General features: G+C 34.9%; 21 protein-coding genes. 6 read left to right on the top strand and 15 right to left on the bottom strand.

Features of this window, described 5'->3' with window-relative positions; all coding sequences use genetic code 11:
• Window positions 1-117 precede the first annotated feature (117 nt).
• On the top strand, window positions 118-1605 hold the full coding sequence (locus tag MWH06_00235; protein ID UPA55146.1) for a cation:proton antiporter: 1488 nt from the start codon (window positions 118-120) through the stop codon (window positions 1603-1605).
• On the opposite strand, the gene MWH06_00240 is transcribed toward MWH06_00235, so the two are convergent.
• The 6 genes from MWH06_00240 to MWH06_00265 all read right to left on the bottom strand — a co-directional run bounded on the left by MWH06_00240 (window position 1602) and on the right by MWH06_00265 (window position 5301).
• Window positions 1602-2255 (bottom strand): VirB8/TrbF family protein, encoded by a 654-nt coding sequence (locus MWH06_00240; protein UPA55147.1) that lies wholly within the window; start codon window positions 2253-2255, stop codon window positions 1602-1604. The genes MWH06_00235 and MWH06_00240 overlap by 4 nt on opposite strands.
• Before the next feature lie 49 nt (window positions 2256-2304).
• A complete protein-coding gene (locus MWH06_00245) occupies window positions 2305-3090 on the bottom strand; it encodes a hypothetical protein (protein ID UPA55148.1) in 786 nt (261 codons plus the stop codon).
• Between the two features lie 73 nt (window positions 3091-3163).
• A complete protein-coding gene (locus MWH06_00250) occupies window positions 3164-4090 on the bottom strand; it encodes a DNA polymerase III subunit delta' (GenBank protein UPA55149.1) in 927 nt (308 codons plus the stop codon).
• Between the two features lie 57 nt (window positions 4091-4147).
• Entirely contained in the window at window positions 4148-4276 is a 129-nt protein-coding gene (locus MWH06_00255; protein ID UPA55150.1) for a hypothetical protein, read from the bottom strand.
• Window positions 4273-4734, bottom strand: a complete 462-nt coding sequence (locus MWH06_00260) for an L-threonylcarbamoyladenylate synthase (GenBank protein ID UPA55151.1) — start codon at window positions 4732-4734, stop codon at window positions 4273-4275. Before MWH06_00260 ends, MWH06_00255 begins: the two co-directional genes overlap by 4 nt.
• Window positions 4735-4830: 96 nt before the next feature.
• A complete protein-coding gene (locus tag MWH06_00265; protein ID UPA55152.1) occupies window positions 4831-5301 on the bottom strand; it encodes a hypothetical protein in 471 nt (156 codons plus the stop codon).
• 75 nt (window positions 5302-5376) lie between these two features.
• On the opposite strand from MWH06_00265, the gene miaA reads away from it, so the two are divergent.
• Entirely contained in the window at window positions 5377-6270 is an 894-nt protein-coding gene (miaA, locus tag MWH06_00270) for a tRNA (adenosine(37)-N6)-dimethylallyltransferase MiaA (GenBank protein UPA55153.1), read from the top strand.
• Window positions 6271-6279: 9 nt separating this feature from the next.
• Here the strand turns inward: miaA and MWH06_00275 are convergent, their stop codons facing one another.
• Window positions 6280-7254, bottom strand: coding sequence for a hypothetical protein (locus MWH06_00275; GenBank protein ID UPA55154.1), 975 nt, complete (start codon window positions 7252-7254; stop codon window positions 6280-6282).
• Window positions 7255-7422: 168 nt separating this feature from the next.
• Between MWH06_00275 and recG the strand changes: the two genes are divergently transcribed.
• Window positions 7423-9444: an ATP-dependent DNA helicase RecG gene (gene recG / locus MWH06_00280; GenBank protein ID UPA55155.1), complete on the top strand. Its 2022-nt coding sequence runs from the start codon at window positions 7423-7425 to the stop codon at window positions 9442-9444.
• A gap of 605 nt (window positions 9445-10049) precedes the next feature.
• On the opposite strand, the gene obgE is transcribed toward recG, so the two are convergent.
• Genes obgE through murC form a run of 3 tightly spaced genes read right to left on the bottom strand, consistent with a single transcriptional unit; the run spans window position 10050 to window position 13835 of the window.
• Entirely contained in the window at window positions 10050-11072 is a 1023-nt protein-coding gene (obgE, locus tag MWH06_00285) for a GTPase ObgE (GenBank protein UPA55156.1), read from the bottom strand.
• Window positions 11060-12325, bottom strand: a complete 1266-nt coding sequence (eno, locus tag MWH06_00290) for a phosphopyruvate hydratase (GenBank protein UPA55157.1) — start codon at window positions 12323-12325, stop codon at window positions 11060-11062. Before eno ends, obgE begins: the two co-directional genes overlap by 13 nt.
• Window positions 12326-12329: 4 nt before the next feature.
• The gene (gene murC / locus MWH06_00295) at window positions 12330-13835 is read right to left on the bottom strand and encodes a UDP-N-acetylmuramate--L-alanine ligase (GenBank protein UPA55158.1); all 1506 of its coding nucleotides are present in this window, start codon (window positions 13833-13835) and stop codon (window positions 12330-12332) included.
• 68 nt (window positions 13836-13903) lie between these two features.
• Between murC and MWH06_00300 the strand changes: the two genes are divergently transcribed.
• Complete coding sequence (locus MWH06_00300; protein ID UPA55788.1) at window positions 13904-14536, top strand: septal ring lytic transglycosylase RlpA family protein; 633 nt, start codon at window positions 13904-13906, stop codon at window positions 14534-14536.
• A gap of 212 nt (window positions 14537-14748) precedes the next feature.
• The gene (locus MWH06_00305; GenBank protein UPA55159.1) at window positions 14749-16161 is read left to right on the top strand and encodes an ATP-binding protein; all 1413 of its coding nucleotides are present in this window, start codon (window positions 14749-14751) and stop codon (window positions 16159-16161) included.
• A 772-nt stretch (window positions 16162-16933) separates the two neighbouring features.
• Here the strand turns inward: MWH06_00305 and MWH06_00310 are convergent.
• Window positions 16934-18211, bottom strand: a complete 1278-nt coding sequence (locus MWH06_00310) for a serine hydroxymethyltransferase (protein ID UPA55160.1) — start codon at window positions 18209-18211, stop codon at window positions 16934-16936.
• Window positions 18183-19418 carry an MFS transporter gene (locus MWH06_00315; GenBank protein ID UPA55161.1) on the bottom strand — a complete coding sequence of 412 codons (1236 nt, stop codon included), beginning with the start codon at window positions 19416-19418 and terminating at the stop codon, window positions 18183-18185. Before MWH06_00315 ends, MWH06_00310 begins: the two co-directional genes overlap by 29 nt.
• A gap of 488 nt (window positions 19419-19906) precedes the next feature.
• On the opposite strand from MWH06_00315, the gene MWH06_00320 reads away from it, so the two are divergent.
• A complete protein-coding gene (locus MWH06_00320) occupies window positions 19907-20395 on the top strand; it encodes a hypothetical protein (GenBank protein ID UPA55162.1) in 489 nt (162 codons plus the stop codon).
• 53 nt (window positions 20396-20448) lie between these two features.
• Here the strand turns inward: MWH06_00320 and MWH06_00325 are convergent, their stop codons facing one another.
• From MWH06_00325 to MWH06_00335, 3 genes are all read right to left on the bottom strand, one after another.
• A complete protein-coding gene (locus tag MWH06_00325) occupies window positions 20449-21642 on the bottom strand; it encodes a pyridoxal phosphate-dependent aminotransferase (GenBank protein ID UPA55163.1) in 1194 nt (397 codons plus the stop codon).
• Between the two features lie 107 nt (window positions 21643-21749).
• Entirely contained in the window at window positions 21750-21929 is a 180-nt protein-coding gene (locus MWH06_00330; GenBank protein UPA55164.1) for a hypothetical protein, read from the bottom strand.
• A 62-nt stretch (window positions 21930-21991) separates the two neighbouring features.
• Window positions 21992-22807, bottom strand: a complete 816-nt coding sequence (locus MWH06_00335) for a transposase (GenBank protein ID UPA55165.1) — start codon at window positions 22805-22807, stop codon at window positions 21992-21994.
• Window positions 22808-22812: the final 5 nt, after the last annotated feature.

Below are 22812 nucleotides of genomic sequence, written 5' to 3' on the forward strand. Positions count from 1 at the left end.
CTAGAGATACCGCGGCGGTATAGCTATAGCATGCACAAATAACTAGTTTATCAAAAAAACATAGCAGTTTTTCTATGATTTGAGTATAATTCTAGCTTTACCTAAGCAGAAAATTTAATGTTAACGTATCTTTTCTTACCATTTTTTATTACTGAGAATTATTTATTAATTACTGCATTGACCCCACTTTTAAGTGCGTTAGCTATTTTTTTTACTAGTAAATGGCCAAAAGTAAGCAGTAGCGTTACTGTTGCTTCTTCTATGCTTCTGTTTGTGTATACATCTCTATGCACTTTATATTTGGTATATGGTGATCATTCTCAATTTATTCTCATGGATTTTGGTAATAATTTGCACATTAGTTTAAAGCTAGAGTCTACCGGAGTAATATTCAGTTTATTAATATCGTTTTTATGGACACTAACCAGTATATATGCAATATGTTATATGCAGAATAACTATGCTAATAGCAATCGCTCAAGTTTTCTATGCTTTTTTTCAATATCGATTAGCTATGCAATGTTTATTGCTTTTTCTGGAGATTTGCTCACTACATTTGTTTTTTATGAGCTTCTAACTATTAGTACATACCCTCTGGTTACTTACAACTCAACAAATGAATCAATGATTGCAGGGCGCTATTACTTTGGCGTGCTATTTTTCTCCTCTTTGGTATTATTTTTTCCTGCAATAGGCCTTTTATATAATGAATTTCATACTTTAGACTTTGTAAGTGGTGGAATATTCAAATTTGATACTTCACTCATCACTTTCATTGCAGTATGTTTTGCTATGCTGATTTATGGAATAGGAAAAGCTGCATTAATGCCAATGCATTTTTGGTTACCAAAAGCAATGGTTGCACCAACTCCTGTGAGTGCACTATTACATGCTGTTGCTGTTGTGAAATCCGGAGTTTTCATCATCATAAAAGTTATATTATACACTTTCGGCGTCGATAACATGCAACGTTTTGTGCAGCAAAATTGGTTCGCTGGAGGGTGGCTTCCGTACGCTGCTGGATTTACTATTATTACCGCATCATTGATTGCATTAAAGCAAAAAGAATTAAAGAAATTGCTTGCTTACTCTACCATCTCTCAATTGTCGTATATTATATTATTTGCTTCAATTTTTAGTGAGCTCAGCATGAGGGTTGCAATTTTTCAATTAGTTTGCCACGCATTTGCAAAAATCACTTTGTTTTTCATTGCCGGAGCAATAATAACGAAAACAGGTGAGAAATATATAGATAAGATTCATGGTATAGGACGCAGTATGCCAATTAGCATGACAGCATTTGCTATAGGTGCATTGTCTATGATAGGGGTGCCGCCTGCTCCAACTTTTTGGGGTAAATTTCTCATTTTTCAAGCTGTTTTCAACTCTGGCAATGTAATACTTTCTGTGTTTGTAACTCTAGTGTTAATTGTTAGCACTATACTTAACGCTCTGTACTTTTTACCGATAATTTACAATGCCTTTTTCTTAAAACCTTCTCAGAATTACTTTATTAAAAAAACGCCAATTCTTCTAGTTTTACCTCCAGTTATCACTGCTACATGCACTTTAGTTATTTTTTTTAGCTACCAAGTAATATTTTAAAATCTGTATTTATAACCATTAACAATAAATTTAAATGGTATTATACCAGCCAGAGTTGCTTTTATATTCGACAAAGTGAAGCTAATCTCCACAGTATCCTCCTTATTTTGCGCAGTTGTAAAAATTACAGTAGCATTTCCAGCAAATGTAACTAGGTCCTTGATCGATCGGTCAATAAATAACTTTATTACATTTACGTTAACGCTCTTTTTTTTAGATGAAACAGCTTCACTATTCATTTTTTCCTGAAAGCCTTGATAGACTTTATGTATAGAATTGTTTCTTATAAAATTTTCTTGGTACTTTGGTTCAACGATATTAATGGACTCATATATTTCAATATATTTACTTATTAAGTACCTCGCTGTGGAAGTGTATTCATCTTCCTTTTTACTGAAACTAAGCTTATGCATTGCAGAGAACTCATCTTCTGTGTGGTTCATATACTTCACAAAATTTAAATCTTTTTTAATAGGAAATAACAGGTATATGTTTAATGTTAATAAACATAAGCATACTAGGAGAAGCGATACTATTAATGCCATCCAAGATCTTTCTGCTACACAAAACAGATACCTATGGCAGTACCATTCGACTGCTTTACTGAAATAACTTTTGTTTTTTACTGATTCAAGCAATTTATCTTCCATAACACAATGCTACCAAACCCAATTATAATAACAATAACTCTAAAAAACTTTAAAATATGTCTAAATTTTCCAAAACAGGATGAATGATTATATCACCTTGTTCCGCAATAAGGTAGAATTTATCGACTTTGCTCACATCTATGTTTATCATTTTTACACTGAAATTTTCAGGATTGTAAATATTACTTTCAGCACTTTTGTGATAATTATAATAATGTAATTTATTTTGATCATCAAAATAACCAAATTCATCAGCAAGGGCTCCCACTTTACCACTTTTGACTAGCCTAAATAGATCAATCACATGGTTTTGAGATCCAGGCTCAATAGTCCCTTCCGCAGCAAAAAACTTAGGTGCATGACCAACGTATTCCTTAAATTTTAGATTATGAGTCTTTTTTACACTACCAAAATCCACAAGCTTATATTCATCTGAAACGCCAGAATATTGTGGATCATACTTTTTATATTCAAAAAACTCATTACCTAAAAAATTACAAAACGTTAATTTATAATCATCAAGATCGGATTTAATGACTTTAAGGTAATGAAAATCTCTAGGAATCTTTACTTCCTCTTCCGTGATATGATTACGTACAATAAGCTCACCATTTAGCATATGATAGCCAACTTTTGGCAAAGTAGCTATATTGATTGCCTTGTTTAGCTTAAAATTTGCTTCATAAATGCCGCTTAACAACTCCTTTCCTTTTTCTAAGGTGACGTCCTGGTCTAAAGCTATATTCTTGATTGAACTTAATTCTTTCTGCATGTTTAGTATGGCTTTCGTCAAAACTTCTATTGATTGCCATACAGTTAATTTATTATCAGTCAAATTATATACTTCGAGTATTAAATTAACAGAATTTTATCATGAATTTATGTTAAAAGTATTATACTTTGTAAACTTATGTCATGATATTAACTACATTAGCTAAAACATGCTTTTTATCTAAGTGAAGTTGCTTAGCAACAACGAAAAGTTCATCTATTTTTTTCCACTGACTTAGCAAAATTTCAACATCATTTACCTCTCTCTTTATGCTTTCTAAAATGAAGGCCTGAATTATATATGATGCTAATTCTAGTTCGATTTCGCTATTAATTACTTTATTAATCATACTGGGATTCTTTAAATCATGAAGAAATTTATAGAAGCATTTATATGCTTCATAAGCATCACTACTTATTGCATTTATTATCATTCCTGGCGTTCCAGGAAATAAAGTAATCATTTCGTCAAACGTTTGATCATCAAATTTACATTGAGATGAAGCAACTTGCTTTGTTTCGTCATAAGTTAATGGAAGTAAATTTAACTGGAAACACCTACACCAGATAGTGGTTTGTATATCATATGGCTTATGGCTAATTATAAATATCTTGGAATTTTTTGGCGGCTCTTCTAATATCTTCAATATTGCGTTTTTAGCGTTATTAGTCATTACCTCTAAGCTATCTATTATAGCTATTTTGTGTTCTGATTGAATGGGACTTAAGTGTAGAAAGTTTTTCATTTCTCTGACTTTTTCTATTCCGATAGTATCACCTTCAATAAGGTGTAAGTCCAACGCTACTTCATCATAAGACCGCTCCCGAAACTCGATTTCTGATGGCAATTTTGTCGTCGAAGCTTGCTTGCGCTCCTCAAACACACTCAAGTATTCTGTGGTGCTCATCTGTGCTTCTCCTAAAGATTTCTCACCATAAACAAGTTTCGAGAGAGGTCTAGAGTTTTTTATGAGTAACCAATTGGAGAAGGATTTTGCAAGTGTTGCTTTTCCTATACCTTTTTTACCACAGATCAGCCAAGACTGAACAGATAAGTTGTTCATTAATTTTTTTGGCCTGGTTGTGACCTATTACTTTTTTCATTCTTTCTCCTATAGATCTTAGTTTGAAAATGCATTGGCTACTGCTTGTAATAAAATTGTACCTTCCCTTAAAACCTTAATCTTATCTTCGGTTAAGTCAATAATAGTAGATTCTATACCAGAAACTACTTCATCATCTTCAATCACTGCAGATAAATGTTGCTTAATCGATTGTGGTATATCGTCTGCCTTACATACACTTTTTTTCCTGAAATATTTATACTAGTTGCAACTATTGGAACTTTCAGTTCATTTAATATTGAAGTTGCAATAGGATGCTTAGGAATCCTGATGCCTATGCTATCTTTAAAGAATTCGTTTGGCAATATATTATTGTTTTTAAGTGGTAAAATATAGGTAATCGGTCCAGGAGAAAAGTGATTTACTAAACCAATATACTTTTTCTCTAGCTTTGCTATTCTCATCAAGCTGCAAATATCACTAACAAATATAGACAGTGGTTTATTTTGAGAGCGTTTCTTTATCTGATATATTTTTCCTATAGATTCATTATTTAATGCATTACAAGCAAGAGCATACACTGTTTCTGTTGGAAAACACACTAACAAGTTGTTCTGTATTGCATTTATTATTTTAGATACCATATAGCTAAAAACTTATTCATAACAACTAAATCAGCTTTGTTGCATTGTATCTTATATAGTAACTAGCTAGTTTTTGTAAACGTGGATGCAGATTTGCTACAACCCAAACTCTTCATTGACTTTATCAACTATTGCCTGTGGTGGATCCTCTCCCCATCCTGAATACAAAATCTCCCCATAGTCTGCAACATCTATAGAGCCAGTTCTGCTTTTTGCTAGAAACATTTCTCTTTTCTCTTTATCAACTAATACATAATGCCACGCTGATTTTCCACGATCTTTACCACGGACTAAATATATAAGATCTGACCTACTTCTTTTTGTTGCATCAGCAAAAGATCTTTCATTGACAGTTCTGCTTTTACTTTTTATGCCGCCACTTTCAGAAAAAGCTTCCTTGGATTCGGTTTTTTTGTTTGCTAATTCAGAAATTTTCCCTTTTTCCCCTAATGCCCGTCCTTTGGTGTTTTGAGACGAATACTTACTGGAAAAACCTTCCCCTGTACCGCCAGTAGTCCTGTTTGTGAAACGCTTAATAAATGAATTATTGTCGTTGTTTTCTGCCATAAAAATCTCCAAACTTTAGATTGTAGGACCCAAATTTTTACTACACTCTATCATATGTTAATTAAATTAATATAAATGAAAAATAATATAGTAATTATTACAGGGATTACAGCCTCAGGTAAATCGGAATTATGCAATAACCTGATAAAAAAGCATGGAAGTATTAGCATAATAAACTGCGACTCAAAGCAAGTATATAAAGAAATTCCCATAACTACCGCTCAACCACCAAAGCAAGAAGAGTTCTATAAACTGTATGGTTATGTTGCAGCAAAAGAAAATTATTCCGTGGGTTTGTGGTTAGAAGACTTGAAAAAGGAAGTCAATAATGCTCTGGAGAATTCACAAATACCTATCATCACTGGAGGAAGTGGGCTTTATATCAGCAGCTTAATCAAGGGCTTATCATCAATGCCACAAATAAGTCAGAAAGTAAGGAAAAATGTAAGCGAATTAAGGAAAAATGTAAGTAAAGAGGAGTTTTACAAATTAGTGCTAAGCAAAGATCCAAGGATTCAAGGTAAAGTATTCATGAATGACTCGCACCGCCTTTCAAGGGCACTTGAAATTATCACTGAAACTGGTAAGACAATCTTTGTATGGCAAGAAAATAGACAGCCTCCTTTATTCAATAATTTTAAGATATATACAATTTTGCCTAAACGTGATGATGTATACCAAAAAATAAATTCTCGTTTTATCAAAATGATCGAAAATGGAGCAATTGATGAAGTAAAAAAGCTACTTAGTATGAACTTAGCTCCACATTTGCCAGCTATGAAAGCACATGGAGTGCCAGAAATTATAAAGTACTTAAAAGGTGAGCTCAATTTAGATGAGGCGATACAAATTGCCCAAACAAACACAAGACACTACGCGAAACGTCAGTATACTTGGTTTAAAAATCAATTTCCAAATGCTGAAGTAATTGACTGTGCAAGCAAATTGACAGAATTTGGGATATTTTGATTATTAGTTTTAGGGTGTATTTCCATGTTCATTGCTATGGACAGGAGGTTCTACACTTTCCAGATGGTTGTTCACTTTCGGTTGCTTATCCAATTCATGCCCTATTTTTATTTTAAAAAATCCAAATTTTTCGCACAATTTTTGAAAGCATTCTTTTATGATATCAAACAAGTTTTTATCACCCATATTATAGTCCCTCAGTCTCTTAGGAACAGTGAGTGACAATTTGCCATCTTTATATGTTACATCATCTTTTCCATCCTGAGACTCAAGTGCGAATCTGATTGAACTTTGTATAGTAGCTATAGCTGCATCTTTTGCGCTTTTATATCCAATTGTCTTGTTAGGATCTAATACAAATGTAGATATTTTAGATTCAATTTTTATATAACTTGATTCAGTGCAGTTGATATTTATTGTTTTCTTGAGAACCCCAGTTGAGAGGCCATGGCTTCCTAACGCAGGTGTATCAACGTAAAAAGACAAATTACCCTCATAACCAAGTTGGTTACAGCTGGTGATTAACTCTTCTAAAATAGAATCACTTGGAACTTTTGCTCCGCCATATCCGAACATTTCCTTGAAAATTTCTTTTGCAATTGGGCGATAATTCTTGTTTTCATCTCCTTCTTTTGGTAATAGATGAATGTGCTTTTTGCCTAAATTATAAAATTCCTTAAAACTCTCTTTATACTGGTCAGTTTTTTTATCGCCAGGTATCTCTTGATCTGCATAATGTTCATCCCAAGCTTCATCAAGATTACGTTGCTTAGCTCCTTCTATTAATGCACCAATTAAAGTTTCGTCCAGACTTTTGCCGTTAATAACAAATCTCATTCTTCGAAAATCTTTATACATCTGTTCACCAGTGGTTGCTGACTTATTGTTTTTATCAGCTCTTAACATACTAAAATTAAACTTCTCTGCCTGAGCTTTTAGCGCAACTACTGGATTTTTCTTTTCTTCTGATGTAGAGCTACTCATTATTAATGTTTTGATATGAACTGCTAATAGTATAATAATATATGGGAATGATTAATAAATTGTTAAAAATGTTCAATATAAATTCTGTGACAGCAAATAGTAATAGTTTGACCATAAGATGACAGAATTTTAAAAAGGCCCTATTATAAATAAGCAGTTTACACATGTATGAATCCCAATGAGCAATCAGATGTGCTGACTTTTCTAAATAGCAATCTGCCTAACGCAATATTGCCTAAACTTTGTGGTGGGGATAAAGTGATGGACCTGCTATTTTATAGGCCACTTAGTTATGTAGATAGAAGTAAGTCACTGCCCGATGCTCAAGCTGGAGAATTTATAACTTTTATTGCAAAAGTTTATGAACATCAGCCGCCCACTTTTAGAAGTAGACCATATAAAATAGTCGTTGAAAGTGAGAGTCAGTATATGTTCATAGTCTTTTTTAATTACTCAGTTAAGTATTTATACAAACTATTTCCAATTGGAGCTTCTGTAATCATCAGTGGCAAGCTCGAAAAGTTTGCTGAACATTGGCAAATTACTCATCCAGATTACGTGTCGCTTGACATCAACCAATTTAAAGAAATAGCTCGCATAGAGCCAGTCTACCAATTATGCCGTGGCATTACCAATAAGAGCATTGGGAACATAATAAGCTCTAACCTGAAAGAATTACCTGATTTGCCAGAGTGGATAGATGATACATTAATCAAGCAAAAAAAATGGCTAAGTTGGAGGGAAAGCATCATAAAGTTGCACAGACCAAGCTCATTGGCGGAAGCCGAGGTTTGTAGAAAAAGGCTTGCTTATGATGAATTGTTTGCGTATCAGCTAGCACTGAAACTTGCAAGAGAAAATCATGTGAAAGAAAGGGGAAGAGAATTTATAGTATTGAATAAATATAAAGAGCAAGTTTTAAATGAATTATCGTTTCAATTAACAAACGATCAAATTCGTGCAATAGATGAAATTTCAGAGAGGCAAAAATCCAAGTACCGCATGATAAACTTGCTGCAAGGTGATGTTGGTAGTGGCAAAACCGTAGTTGCACTTTTTGCGATGCTAAATGTGGTAGAAAACAACATGCAGGCAGCTCTAATGGCACCGACTACTATCTTGGCGGAGCAACATTATAATTGGATTGAGGAAGTTTTATCCTGTACCGATATAAAAGTTGCGCTGCTTACTGGTAAAACTTCGCGCAAGGAAAGAAAGATTATTATGAACGAACTTGCAAGTGGTGTTTTAAATATAGTGATTGGCACCCACGCGTTATTTCAAGCTAACGTTACATTTAAAAATTTAGGGCTTGCAGTAATAGACGAACAACAGCGATTTGGAGTGATGCAGAGAAATCGCTTGGTAGGAAAAGGAGAAAATGCCGATATACTTTTCGTTACTGCAACTCCTATTCCAAGAACTTTGCAGCAAGCTATATATGGTGACGTTGAATATTCAATTTTGAAAGAAAAACCAAAATCCAGATTGCCAATAAAAACTGTAACTATGAACATTAGTAGGGTGCCAGATGTTATTGAAAAGCTAAAAGGTGCTATAAACAGGGGCGAAAAAGCATATTGGATTTGTCCATACATAGAAGAAAACGAAGAGACCAATATTGCTGCAGCAGAGATGCGTTTTCAAGAATTACAAAAAACATTTCTTGATAAAGTTAGCATAATACATGGAAAATTGACTCAGGAGCAGAAAGATCAAGTTATGTTTTCCTTCAAAAGAAATGAATTTTCTCTGCTTGTTGCAACCACTGTGATAGAAGTTGGTATAGATGTGCCAGATGCAACCATTATGATTATAGAAAATGCAGAGCAATTTGGGTTATCGCAATTGCATCAGTTAAGAGGCAGAGTAGGGCGAGGAAACAAGCCATCTTTTTGTGTATTATTATACGATAATTTAAGTAAAAGCTCATCTTCAAAGTTAAAGATCATGTGTGAGTCACAGGACGGATTTTACATTGCTGAAAGGGATATGATGCTAAGAGGCAGTGGAGATATCTTAGGCACAAAACAATCAGGATGTATGGAATTTAAATTTGCTGATTTATATCAGGACAGAGAGCTGCTCAACCTCGCGTATAATAACGCAAAAGGTGCAATGGCTGATTTTGAATTACTGCTTGATATATTTGAATATAGAAGTAGATTACATTTTTCAAAATTTCAGTAGGAAAACCAGGTAGCCCGCAGAAACGAAAAACTTGCTTGACACATTTTGCCAGCCCCTTTATCATGAGACTGAAGCTATTTATTTATCTTCGCAATCTGTGCAGGTTAATGACAAAAAACTTAGGGTATTTGGCGTTTCATGTTTAATTTTTCGCACTACGTGCATCGCATGTCTTTAAAAATTTCTGGGTTTTTATCTAAATAAGCTGAACGCGCTTACAAAGCGTTACAAGACATTAAAAAATGCCAATACTCGACAAAGATAGTAAAGGACTAGCTAACTCGGGGGTTTTTTGTCTTTTTTTCTGCTTGCTTAAACATTTGCAGCGTAGGTTAGTTGCAATTAAAAGCAGCTTAATCTCGCTTGTCAAGCGTTTAAAACATAAAAAACGCCAATATTTTAAAGCAGATAATAACCCCAGGGCTTCTTTTGCCTTCTTTTTCCATTTGGTAAATTTCTTAAATATTTATAGCTAACATGAACTGGGCAGTGCGTCACGCGCTGACCATTTACTGTACAAATCACCTTCAAAAACAAACGTTCGTACACATATATTCTAGTTATATGATAAAATAAATGAAAAACATCAATTATCTAAATGAAATTCACATCTTAAAAGGATCATATACATCGATTTCCTTAGGATTACTCTTTTTCAATTTCTCATTTAATAATCTCAAAATGGGCTGTAAATCACCATTAATTGATAAGCACAGCACTTCTTTATTAAGATAATTGGCTAGGTGATTCTTCTTTTCCAGAATTTCTGCTTCTCTCAGCAAGTCGCATTTGTTTAATACTACAATCTCTTCTTTTTCAACAAGATCACCATTGTAAAGTTCCAATTCATTATGGATACAACTATAAGCCGAAACAACGTCATCATGAGTTACATCGATTAAATGAAGTAAAATTTGACACCTTTCTATGTGCTTTAAAAATTTATGTCCGAGCCCAACTCCAAGGTGAGCATCGGTGATTATTCCAGGAATGTCTGCTATTACAATTTCGCTATCATCCACTTTTGCTGCACCTAAATGTGGTCTTATCGTGGTGAATGGATAATCACCTACTTTTGTATCTGCATTTGAACAGCGAGTTAAAAATTTCGATTTACCTGCATTTGGCATGCCGATAATTCCAACATCTGATAAAACTTTTAGTTTTAATAATACATGTTTTTCTTCGCCAGGCTGGCCGTAAGTAAAATGTCTTGGTGCCCTGTTAGTAGAAGATTTAAAATTGGTGTTTCCAAGCCCACCTTTCCCACCTTGCACTACTTGAAATTCCATATCGGGTTTATCAAGGTCTACTATCACCTCCTCACTTTCTTCATCTATTATTTGTGTTCCAACTGGAACTTTAAGTATGACATCTTTTCCCGCTGTGCCAGACCTATCTCTGCTTGCACCACTTTTCCCATCATTTGCTTTAATGTGTCTTCGACAACGAAAATTAAGCAAAGTGTTGAGATTTGCATCACTGACAAAAACTATGTTTCCACCTTTTCCTCCGTTACCGCCGTTTGGCCCACCAAATTCAACGAATTTCTCTCGACGAAAACTCGCGCAGCCATCACCGCCATCACCAGCCTTTAGATATAATCTAACTTCGTCTATGAAGTCCATGCCAACCCACGATAATATTTAGCACCTTTTCCTAATGTGCCTTCTATTCTTATTAGCTCGTTATACTTCGCGAGCCTATCAGAACGCGACAGCGATCCGGTTTTTATTTGCCCGCAATTTGATGCAACTGCTATATGAGATATTGTTGTGTCTTCTGTCTCACCTGAGCGGTGAGAAATAACAGCTTTGTAGTTGTTTGATTTTGCCATTTCAATAGCAGCAAAAGTTTCTGTTAACGTTCCTATTTGATTTGGCTTGATCAGTACAGCATTTGCCATTTTTTCTTCTATTCCTTTGCCTATTAGTTCACAATTTGTAACAAATAAATCATCCCCTACCAATTGAATTTTACTCCCCAATTTTGCAGTAAGTAATTTCCAACCTTCGTAATCGTCTTCACTCATTGCATCTTCTATAGAAATTATTGGATATCCTTCCACAAGATTACAATAATATTCAGTCAATTCTTTTGAAGTAAGCTCTTTGTTTTCAAATTTGTAAATTCCATCTTCATAAAAAGTAGATGAAGCAACATCAAGGCCTAGTGCAAAATCACTTTGCGCTGAATAACCTGCTGATTCTATAGCGTATATGATCAAGTCAAGTGCTTCTTCAGTACTTTCAATATTTGGTGCAAAACCACCTTCATCTCCTACGTTTGTGCTATAACCTTTTTTCTTAAGAATGCTACGTAAGTTGTGGAACACCTCCGCAGATACTCTGATTGCTTCACTGAAAGTCTCAGCACCGACCGGAAGAATCATGAATTCTTGGAAATCGAGCTTATTGTCTGCATGTACTCCACCATTAATTATGTTAATGAGTGGAACCGGCATCTGCTCTCCTCCCAAATATCTATACAACGGTATTTTGAAACTGTTTGCTGCTGCTTTTGCAACCGCAAGAGACACACCCAAAGTTGCATTTGCTCCAAGTTTAGATTTATTTTTTGTTCCATCCAGTTCAATTAATGCTTGATCAATTGCATTTTGGTCCGCTGCATTCATTCCAATGATTTTATCTGTTATCACTCCATTTACAGCTTGAATAGCTCTCAATACTCCCTTACCACAATACCTTTTCTCATCTTGGTCTCTGAGTTCCAAGGCTTCTAATTTACCAGTTGAAGCTCCAGAAGGTACAGAGGCTCTACCTATTACTCCATCACAGAGTTCAATTTCCACCTCCACAGTGGGGTAACCTCTGCTATCTAAAATTTCTCTTGCAAATACGTTGTTGATTATCTTATTCATCGCATTAAACCTTAACTTCCGCAATAAGTGCTGCAGCTTCCTTTGCTAATTTATCTATATTACTACCAGCACCAATAAATAATACTATATCACCTGGACTTATCGAATCACTAATAAAACGTGAAATGAGTAGAGAATCATTCATGATTTTTACGCTATCAAACCCATTACTGATTAAAGCTTCTTGTATATCATTAATCCCACAACCAGGAATAGGCTTGTCTTCTGGGGGATGAACAGGAGTGAGGATGACATAATCAAACATCATGAAAATTCGTATGAATTCATCAAAAAAATTACGAATGCGAGCAAAACGAAGTGGTTCGATAATTCCTATTACTTTTCCTTTAGTAATCGAACGTGCAGCCGTTAAAGTTGCATATATTTCATTTGGATGATGGGCATAATCCTCAATTAACTTAACACCTTTAATATTGGCAATCAAAGAGAATCTTCTTGCTACTCCTTGAAATTCCAAAAGGCCTTTTTTAATCTCTGCATTGCTAATCCCGAGCTTTATCGCAACTGATATTGCAGCTAAGGCGTTGCTGACCTTATGCATTCCTATTGCGTTTGCTAGTATTACATTTTTTATGTTTCTGGATCCCAGTATCAAGCACTGGGATGACAGAAGGTGATGGGATGATACCTGTTTCTCCGTCATTCCAGTGCTTGACACTGGAATCCAGTTGTTCAACACGTCAAATTCTATGCTGTTAGCATGCTGCTTAATATTAACAGCTTTAATATTGGCACCCTCAAATCCAAACATCATAGAGTTACTTGCATCATAATTAATGCCTACAGAATCAGGCAAAACTGCAAAACCTGCTTTGTTTATAAACTGAGAAAACGCATTTTTAATATCGTCGAATGTACCATAATGATCCATATGATCGTCGTTAATACTCGTTATGACAGCAATATTTGCAGGAATTTTTAGCATGGTTCCATCAGACTCATCAGCTTCGATTAAAAAAATGTCACTCTTTCCAAGTCTTGAATTACTCTGATACGAATTTAGTATTCCTCCTACAATTACAGTTGCATCAATGCCAGAATGATCAAAAATGGAAGCAATCATAGCAGTTGTTGTTGTCTTTCCACTTGAACCTGAAACTGCTATCACATATTTATCTTTCATAATTTCAGTAAGTATGTCTGATCTATGCAAAATGGTTTTATTGTTATTTCTCGCTGTTATTAACTCCACATTATCAGATTCTATCGCAGAAGAATGTACAACTATTTGGGCTTGGCTTATATTATTAGCATTGTGACCAATAAAAACCTCTATGCCCAGCCTTTGTAATCTATCTACATTGTTGTTTGACTGTGCATCACTGCCTTGAACTTTGCAATTGGAATTGTGAAGAATTTCAGCAATGGCACTCATTCCGATTCCACCTATACCAATTATATATATTATTCCTTTTTGAGTCTTGTTCATATTTAGCAGTAAACGTTTACTTATTACTAAATTTATTATAGTATAATTTAAAATCCTCATGGTATCGAACCCTCTTACCGAATACAATGATAAAAAACCTAGTCTTTCTATGCCTAATATTTGTTTTGATGAGTAGTTGCAGTTTTAGCAACAGGTTTAATTGCACTGCAGGTCATTATAAAATTGGCAGCAGCTACACAATAAATGGTATAACTTATTATCCAAAAAACTGTAAACACTATGAAGAGATAGGGATAGCGTCGTGGTATGGAATAGAAGATCATGGCACGCTTACAGCAAATGGTGAAGTGTTTAACCGTCACTTGATCTCTGCAGCGCATAAGACTTTGCCCCTACCCTGCTTTGCTCTTGTCACTAATTTAGAAAATGGAAGAAAGCTTGTTGTAAGGATTAACGATAGAGGGCCTTTTATTGAAGGCAGAATAATAGACTTATCAGAAAAAGCAGCTCAAGTCTTAGGATTTCATAAAGTAGGGCTTGCAAAGGTAAAAGTTCAATACCTAAGAAAGATGTCAGAACAATTGATACAAAATACTCCTCATTACAGAAAGCAATATGAAAAAGAAATGCAGAAACGTCACTCAAAACAAGACAGTGCAGAAAGTAAGGGATATGTTGCATTTTTTAAAAGTGCTCAGGCTGCTAAATCAACTGCATCAAAGCTTCGCAATCAAGGAATAAAAAATGTTAGATTGCTTTTTAAGAACGATCAGTATTGCGTGAAAGTGAGTTATAGGTAGTGGTGAGAGTTGGATTATAGAATTTAACAACGAGAGATTTAGTTAATATAAAAAATGCACTATAATATAGCTGAGTTATTTGATTGTTCAATGTAAAGAACCAGATAACTACCGCTCAATAATTCAAAATGGAGACAAAGATCGAAATTTACTTATTTACGTCTCCAATTTTATCACGTATAATGGAGACAAAGATTTATATTTTGTATTTTATGTCTCCATTATTTATTGGTAGGCAAACTGAGTTGAAGCAACTGCTGGAGCTTACGGAAAAAAACACTGCATCTTTTATAGTAGTCAAAGGAAGGCGTCGTATAGGGAAAAGTCGTTTAATTCAAGAGTTTGGTAAGTATTTCGAGCAGTATTACTCATTTATAGGTTTGCCACCAGAAAAGCACACTACAATATCCCATCAACTTAATGAATTTTCTAGACAAGTTGCTAGACAATTTAATACATCTTTTGCTAGATATGACGACTGGAGTGACTTACTATGGGCAGTTGGTGAACGTTTACTATCTGGCAAAATATTATTGCTCTTTGATGAAATTTCTTGGATGGGCTCAAAAGATCCAACTTTTTTAGGCAAAATAAAGAATTTTTGGGATACACAGCTAAAAAATAATAACAAGCTAATTTTTGTTGTCTGTGGATCTGCATCATCTTGGATCGAAAAAAACATACTTAGTAGTACTGGTTTTGTAGGAAGAATATCGTTGACTTTAACACTCGGGGAGTTATCACTTTCTGATTGCAATGAATTTTGGCCAAAAAATATTTCAGCATACGAAAAGTTTAAGGTGCTTGCAGTAACTGGTGGAATTCCAAAGTATTTAGAAGAGGTAAACTTTAAACATGGTGCTGAAGAAAATATTAAAAAGCTTTGTTTTACAAAAGGTGGATTTTTAGTTGAGGAGTTTGACCAAATATTTTCAGATCTATTCATGCGAAAAACAGCTTTTTATAAGCAAATAGTGAGAGCTCTTTCTACTGGAGCTAAAGAACAGGAAGAAATTTGTGCTGCTTTAAACATTGCAAGACACGGACGCATTTCTGAGTATCTACATGAGCTTGAGCTTGCTAGTTTTATTGCAAGGGATCACACTTGGAGTATAAAAACTGGTACTGATTCACGACTCAGGAAGTACAGACTTCAAGATAATTATTTAAGGTTTTATCTAAAATATATTGAAAAAAATCTAGGAAAAATTAATCGTGACACCTATTCTATGGGGTTCCTGCCAGAGTGGCATACAATTATTGGACTTCAGTTTGAAAATTTGGTGCTTAACAACAGAAAGAGCATACATAATATCTTGGGAATTGATGGAATAGTAAGCGAAAATCCATTTTTTCAGAGGAAGACAGGTGCTGGTTGTCAAATTGATTACATGATTCAAACAAGGTTCAACACCCTCTACATTTGCGAAATCAAATTTTCAAAAAATAAAATCGGTCATTCAATAATACAAGAAGTACAAAAGAAAATAGATACACTAAAGCGTCCAAAAGGCTTTTCATGTCGTCCAGTCCTTATTCACGTTAATGGTGTGAGTGATGACGTTATAGATAGTGATTACTTTTCAAACATAATTGATTTTGGAGAATTATTGAATTGTAAGTAATTCTTGCTCTACTTTTTCAACTTTGTGTCGTTTAACATTGGAACAAGATTCCAGTACCAGCTATTTTCATGACATCTTTCTTGAACTCTTATTATAACAATGTTCGTACAGATGTGTGCCACGCGCTAGAATGACAGCAGTCCTACGTCGTACCGCCGCGGTATCTCTAGATCCCGCTAACAAGCAGCGGGATGACGGTTATCAGGCTAGCCTGTCATCCAAGTAGCCTCCTTTTTTTGTCATCCCAGTGCCCTCTTCTTGTCATCCCAGTGCGTGACACTGGGATCTAATTTTTTATGCAAAATTATTATATTTATATACTTGCAAATAGATACAATTTGAAATAATTTATACTATGAAGTTACGAAATGAGATCCCAGTGTCACGCACTGGGATGACACCTCTCTTGGGCTCCTTTAGCTATAAATATTAAGAAATTTACTAAGCAGAAAAAAAGGCAAAAGAAGCCCCGTGGTAGCTAGTTATTACACTCTCTATTTTAAAATTTGACGTTGGGTGATGTCTTGAACGCTTTATAAGCGCGTTTCAGCTTATGTAGGTAAAAACCTAGAAATTTTATAAAGACATACGGTGCACATAGTGCAAAAAATTAAACAATAGTACGCCAAATACAAGTTTTCTTGTCATTTTAATCTGCTGCAGAGATTGCGAAGTTAAATAAAATAGCTTCACTTTCATGATAAGGGGGCTGGCGGAGTTTGTCAAGTAGGTTTTTTCGTTTCTACCAGCTACTTGGATGATGCCACATAAATTAATAAATAGGAAAACTACTACAAATCCTTTCAACTTTAGTTTTTGCTGCTTTTTCGACACTTGAGCTATTTCCGCTGATTAATCCCTGAATCACTTCATTTATTAGACTAGCTACTTCTTTAAAATTTTCTGCCTCAAGCCCACGTGTTGTCTCAGCAGCGGTACCAAAGCGGAGCCCTGAAGTGATGGTCGGCTTCTCTGTGTCAAATGGCACAGAGTTTTTATTGCAGGTAATGCCAGCCCTCTCAAGGCTATCTACAACGTCCTTTCCAGTCAATTTTTGCGATCTTAAGTCCACCAGCACTATATGAGAGTCAGTGCCACCGGTTATAATGTCGAGTCCATGCTTTTGCAATCCTTGAGCTAGTACTTTCGCATTTTCCACGATTTTCTTGCTATAAGTTTTAAACTCTGGCGCTAATGCTTCTTTAAATGCAACAGCTTTTGCAGCTATCACATGCATAAGTGGCCCGCCCTGCAATCCTGGAAAAACTGCAGATTGAATTTTTTTGTGTAATGCTTCATCATTGGTCATCACTATTCCACCACGAGGACCACGCAAAGTTTTGTGAGTTGTGGAAGTCATAACATGTGCATGTTCAGCAGGAGACGGATATTCACCTGCTGCAATAAGTCCCGCATAGTGAGCAATGTCCGCAAGCAAATAAGCACCAACTTTATCTGCAATTTCGCGAAAACGTTTGAAGTCCATTTTCCTTGGATAAGCAGAAGCGCCAGCTATGATCAATTTTGGCTTATGTTTGAGTGCCAGCCTTTCTATCTCATCCATATTGAGCAGATAAGTGTCTTTGTTAACTGTATACTGAACTGACTTAAACCACTTACCAGAAAGGCTAGGTGCTGCACCATGAGTTAGATGGCCACCACAACTCAGCGATAATCCAAGTATCGTATCGCCTGGAGTAAGCAGTGAAGCAAATACTGCTTGATTTGCCTGAGAACCAGAGTGAGGTTGAACATTTGCAAATTTAACACCGAACAGCTTACAAAGTCTTTCTATAGCTAGACTTTCAACTTTGTCCACATGCTCACAACCACAGTAATACCTTTTGCCTGGATAGCCTTCTGCATATTTATTAGTCAGAAAAGAGCCCTGCGCTTCCATCACTGCTTTACTTGCAAAGTTTTCTGATGCAATCAGTTGCAACTGCGACTTTTGACGCTGCAATTCTTTCTCTATAGATTGATAAACTTCATTATCAAAAGACTTCAGACTACTTTTAGAGTCACAAATCCTTTCTGAAACACTTGTCATAAGAACTTTTCTTTAACCACATAAATCCAAAAACAGCTAAAAGCAAACATACAGGAATAATTGATATTGCTTTTACTAGTAACTCAGTACCATACACAGGATTTCCTTGTACTACCATTCCATTCCAACATAAATCTATTATTTTTGCAATTCCTGTATGAAAAAAATAGCCAAAAACCATAACTATCATGTTTGATATGGCTGTGGCTAAGCCTACCAAGTTACTGTTCACATAACTTATTGCTTTGTAAATAGTAATTACCTGATACCCAGACGCAAAGCCGATAACAAGAAGTGCAGGTAGTGCAATATATAAACCACCAGCTTGCGTGAAAAGTAAGAGGAAGCTAGCAATCATAGCAAAAGAACACGCAATAATCACTTCATAATGTTTGTCTGGATATTTCTCGAGCAAGTAAGCTAAAAAGAATGATCCAGTTCCCATACCTATAAACATAAGCGAAGAAAGTGAAGATGCCAGATCTCCGGTCATTTGATATGCTTCACATAAGAACGCTTTTGCCCAACCATCAGCAAAACCTTCTAGTGGTCCAACCATTAAACCACCAAAAAAGCTGATTAGAATGATATGTTTGTTGAAAAGCACAGTTTTTAAATCTTGAAATATATTGTCACTTGCACTTTCTTCTGAACTACTGCTTGGTGTTATTAAAACCAACAGCAGAGCAAGCAAACAACCAAACGCCGAGAAAGTGTATATAACATAATTCCAACCAAACTTATTGAGCAAGAAGTCTATAGGTAATCCACCATAAATAGCTCCTAGTAACCCTATTACTATAGACAAGCTAGCCATTCTTGCTGATTTTTCTTGTGAAAAATACATACTTGCAACTTTGAAGAGCCCAATTGCTGAAGCAGATGATCCAATTCCGACAATCACTCTACCAAGTATTGAGTAATACCACTCATCAAAACATATCAGCGGCAATGTCCCAGTAAATGTCAAGGCAATGCATGCAGGAAAAACAAACTTTGGCCCAAATCTATCAAGAGCAAGACCAACAGGTATGTGAGCAAGCGTATAGCCTATATAATACAGCCCACCAAACTGACCAACATCTACAATACTTATATTAAATTTTGTTATTAATTCAGGTGCGATTATGTTTGGTATTACGCGTAATATATATTGGTACGCATAAAACAGTGACGCCAACAACCAGATTAAAAAATTCCTCTGCAATACTTTACCCCAAAGCTAGTATTATAGATACTCTGTTTATAGGAAACAATATTTTTATGAATACTTATTTTAATTTACCGGAATTTTATACAGTTGAACTCATAGCCAACATAAGTAGTTTATGCATTAACTAAATTTTCCAGGTTCAAGTTTGGATGATGGAAAAAGTTCACTTTTTCTATTTTTAAAAGAGACCTTTTATTTTACTTACAATTTTTTCTACCATGTCTATAACTGGCTCATGAATAAGGTATATGAAAAAAATCACACCACAAATGATAAGTATATTTATGATTTTGCCCTTATTCATCTTTACCTTAAGCTTCACTTTTGTTACAAGATCCATTTTATTTATGTTTTTATTTCATGCTGACAATTATATCTTAAATACCATAATTTTTAGTAAAATTTGACTTCAGAAGTATCTTATTAACTCAATATTAACCTTTCTACATGTAAAATAGTTAATATAACATTGAGGTAGGCTGATGAACATAAGCACAATAGATAATACACTGCAAAATTACATAACAAAATACATCGAACAAACATTCGCTACACATGCGTCAGGTAATAGATATGACAAATTGTATAGGGAACTTCTAAGTGGTATAGAAGAGATAATAAAACTCACTATAAACGAAGCAAAACATTATGACAAAAGTTTGGAAAATCTATATAACGATTCAAGATTTAATAAGAAATTTATTCAAGCTGTTGCTAAACATCAGGTGTCGGAATTTTTAAATACTCACCCGAAAAGAAAAGAAATTGTTGCAGAATTTAACAATGAACATCACATCAACGAAAGCGATTTAAAGACTCTGGAGAAAGGGAAAGATTTAGTAAATAAAATAAATAACATTAACTTACTGCAACGAAATGAAAAAAATGAGGAATTCAATATTAGAAAGACACTTGCTCACTCAATAAAAACGCCTTCTATAGAAAAATACAAATTAGAACATTCAAGATAACCTTAGTGAATATTTTTGACGCGGTGAAATGGGTAATTTATGGATAGTCTATTTCATTTTAACTCCTGGCACGCTTTAGTAATACTATCACATCCAATTTCTAATTGTTCCTGAGAGGTTGCATAAGAAATTCTGATAAAATTTTCTAGACCAAACGCAATTCCTGGAACCACAGCAACTAAATGATCCTCTAGCAGGTATTCAGTGAAATCAAGATCATTATTTATTACTTTACCACTTTTTGTACTCTTACTGAGCAATCCTTCACACGAGACAAACAAATAAAATGCGCCTTGCGGAATGGATGCTGATAATCCCGGAGCAGAATTTAGCTTTTTCACCATAAAATCTCTACGACTCTTAAAAATCCTTGTTCTCTCTTTCAAAAAACTATGGTCATCGTTTAATGCTGCTGCTGCTGCTGCTTGTGCTATCGAATTTGGGTTAGAAGTGCTCTGAGACTGCAGCGTAGAGATAGCTTTTACTACATCACTTCTGCCTGCAATATACCCTATTCTCCAGCCTGTCATTGCATAGGCTTTTGACACTCCATTGACTACAAAAACTCTGTTGTAAAGCTTCGGCTCAACCTGAGCAATAGTAAAAAATTTTTCGTCGTATATTATATGCTCATAAATATCATCTGTAACGACATTCACATGTGGATATTCAAGCAATACTTGTGCTATGTCTTTCAATTCACTATACGTGTACACAACCCCTGCAGGATTGTTCGGTGAGTTAAGAATTAACCATTTAGTTTTTTTAGTTATCCTGCTTTTCAATAATTCCGCTGTCAGTTTAAAATTTTGCTTGCATTCCACTACAACTGGTAAGCCGCCAAAAAGATTTACCATATCAACATATGAAACCCAATAAGGAGCTGGAATAATAACTTCATCTCCAGAGTTAATTGTTGCCATAAACAAATTGAATAACACCTGCTTAGCACCAGTACCAACACAGATTTGGTTAAACGTGTACTTGAGGTTATTATCCCTTCTTAACTTATTAATTATTGCTTCTTTCAGCTCACGCGTTCCATCAACAGCAGTATACTTAGTTTTACCTTCACTTATTGCTTGAATAGCTGCTTTTTTTATATGATCTGGAGTATCAAAATCCGGTTCTCCTGCAGCTAAAACACAGATCTTTTTTCCTTCACTTTTCAACTTATTTGCCTTATCAGTTACAGTAATTGTAGGCGATGGTTTTATTAGGGACATTCTTTTTGCAAGGTCTGACATATCTTACTGAAGCTAAATTCAAATAATAAACTCTGCATAATAAAAAAGCTAGGAATTTTATTATTTTACATAAGGTAAAAAAAGGCAAATAGTTTTTAGGTTTACTGTCACTCCAGTGCTCTCTTCTTGTCATCTAAGTAGCCCTTCCCTGTCATCCGAGTACCTCCTTCCCCTGTTATCCGAGTAGCCCCCTTTCTTGTCATTTGAGTAGCCCTCTTCTTGTCATCCAAGTAGCCCTCCCCTGTCATCCCAGTGCGTGACACTGGGATCTCATTTCGTAACTTCATAAGACCTGCTGCGAATCAAGCGATAAAAAAAAGGAAAGGAGGGTGACTAAAATCAAGGTTAACTAAAAGGCGTGCTTAAGATTTACAATACCAGCAATAATATTGAACCTCAGGTTATATTTTTTCTGAAAATTGCGATAAACATTCGACATAATCTTAAATATCTTTATCTCTCGGATCTTGTTTTCTACTCTCATTCTAAATGATGCTAATCTTCTATTATGCTCTGGAGTTAATGGCTTTTTACGATACTTTTTATATGGAATTATAACATTGCTTTGCAATTTTTGCCAACCTTGATATCCAGAATCGGCATGTTTTATGCTATCAAGTGGTAAATATTTTTCTTGTTTCCTTATGCAGAAATCACTAATTCTACCACGGTATGACTTTGACACTGATAAAATTCTTCCTCCTTCTTCGATAATAATCTCAGTTTTCATAGTGTTGGTTCTTTTTTTTCCTGAATATGATTTCTTCCGTTTTTTACTATCTTCTGGTCTCTGTATTTGCTGTTCTGTAACATCAGCCAAAATCTTCAGTATTTTTTCTGGCGTCATACTTCTATCTTTTGTTATAGTCACTTTTTTGGCGAGTAATGGCTCTATTCTCTTAAGTAACCTACATACATTTGCGTTGTGTACATTGAATAGGCATCCTAAAAATCTATGTGTTATGTAAGTGCGATAGTACAAAATTACGCAAAACAACTTATCTTCCAGAGTTGGTAGTTTTGATCTTCTACCATGACACTTTTTCTGTTTTTCCCATCCAGACCTCACTTTTTCCACTACTTTTTCGAACTCCTCTATAGTTAAACCTGTTATATTACGAAAGTTTCTTGGGTATTTTTTCATATTATAGTAACTAAAGCTCATTTTTT

It is taken from the genome of Wolbachia pipientis, assembly GCA_023052945.1.
GTDB lineage: Bacteria > Pseudomonadota > Alphaproteobacteria > Rickettsiales > Anaplasmataceae > Wolbachia.

Coding starts and splice junctions, on each gene's coding strand:
- MWH06_00330 (UPA55164.1), bottom strand. CDS start 21,929: ATGAAGTTACGAAATGAGATCCCAGTGTCACGCACTGGGATGACAGGG.
- MWH06_00335 (UPA55165.1), bottom strand. CDS start 22,807: ATGAGCTTTAGTTACTATAATATGAAAAAATACCCAAGAAACTTTCGT.
- MWH06_00235 (UPA55146.1), top strand. CDS start 118: ATGTTAACGTATCTTTTCTTACCATTTTTTATTACTGAGAATTATTTA.
- obgE (UPA55156.1), bottom strand. CDS start 11,072: ATGGACTTCATAGACGAAGTTAGATTATATCTAAAGGCTGGTGATGGC.
- MWH06_00260 (UPA55151.1), bottom strand. CDS start 4,734: ATGGTATCTAAAATAATAAATGCAATACAGAACAACTTGTTAGTGTGT.
- MWH06_00320 (UPA55162.1), top strand. CDS start 19,907: ATGAACATAAGCACAATAGATAATACACTGCAAAATTACATAACAAAA.
- MWH06_00305 (UPA55159.1), top strand. CDS start 14,749: ATGTCTCCATTATTTATTGGTAGGCAAACTGAGTTGAAGCAACTGCTG.
- MWH06_00325 (UPA55163.1), bottom strand. CDS start 21,642: ATGTCAGACCTTGCAAAAAGAATGTCCCTAATAAAACCATCGCCTACA.
- murC (UPA55158.1), bottom strand. CDS start 13,835: ATGAGGATTTTAAATTATACTATAATAAATTTAGTAATAAGTAAACGT.
- MWH06_00300 (UPA55788.1), top strand. CDS start 13,904: ATGAGTAGTTGCAGTTTTAGCAACAGGTTTAATTGCACTGCAGGTCAT.
- MWH06_00250 (UPA55149.1), bottom strand. CDS start 4,090: ATGAACAACTTATCTGTTCAGTCTTGGCTGATCTGTGGTAAAAAAGGT.
- MWH06_00265 (UPA55152.1), bottom strand. CDS start 5,301: ATGGCAGAAAACAACGACAATAATTCATTTATTAAGCGTTTCACAAAC.
- recG (UPA55155.1), top strand. CDS start 7,423: ATGAATCCCAATGAGCAATCAGATGTGCTGACTTTTCTAAATAGCAAT.
- eno (UPA55157.1), bottom strand. CDS start 12,325: ATGAATAAGATAATCAACAACGTATTTGCAAGAGAAATTTTAGATAGC.
- MWH06_00275 (UPA55154.1), bottom strand. CDS start 7,254: ATGAGTAGCTCTACATCAGAAGAAAAGAAAAATCCAGTAGTTGCGCTA.
- MWH06_00240 (UPA55147.1), bottom strand. CDS start 2,255: ATGGAAGATAAATTGCTTGAATCAGTAAAAAACAAAAGTTATTTCAGT.
- miaA (UPA55153.1), top strand. CDS start 5,377: ATGAAAAATAATATAGTAATTATTACAGGGATTACAGCCTCAGGTAAA.
- MWH06_00310 (UPA55160.1), bottom strand. CDS start 18,211: ATGACAAGTGTTTCAGAAAGGATTTGTGACTCTAAAAGTAGTCTGAAG.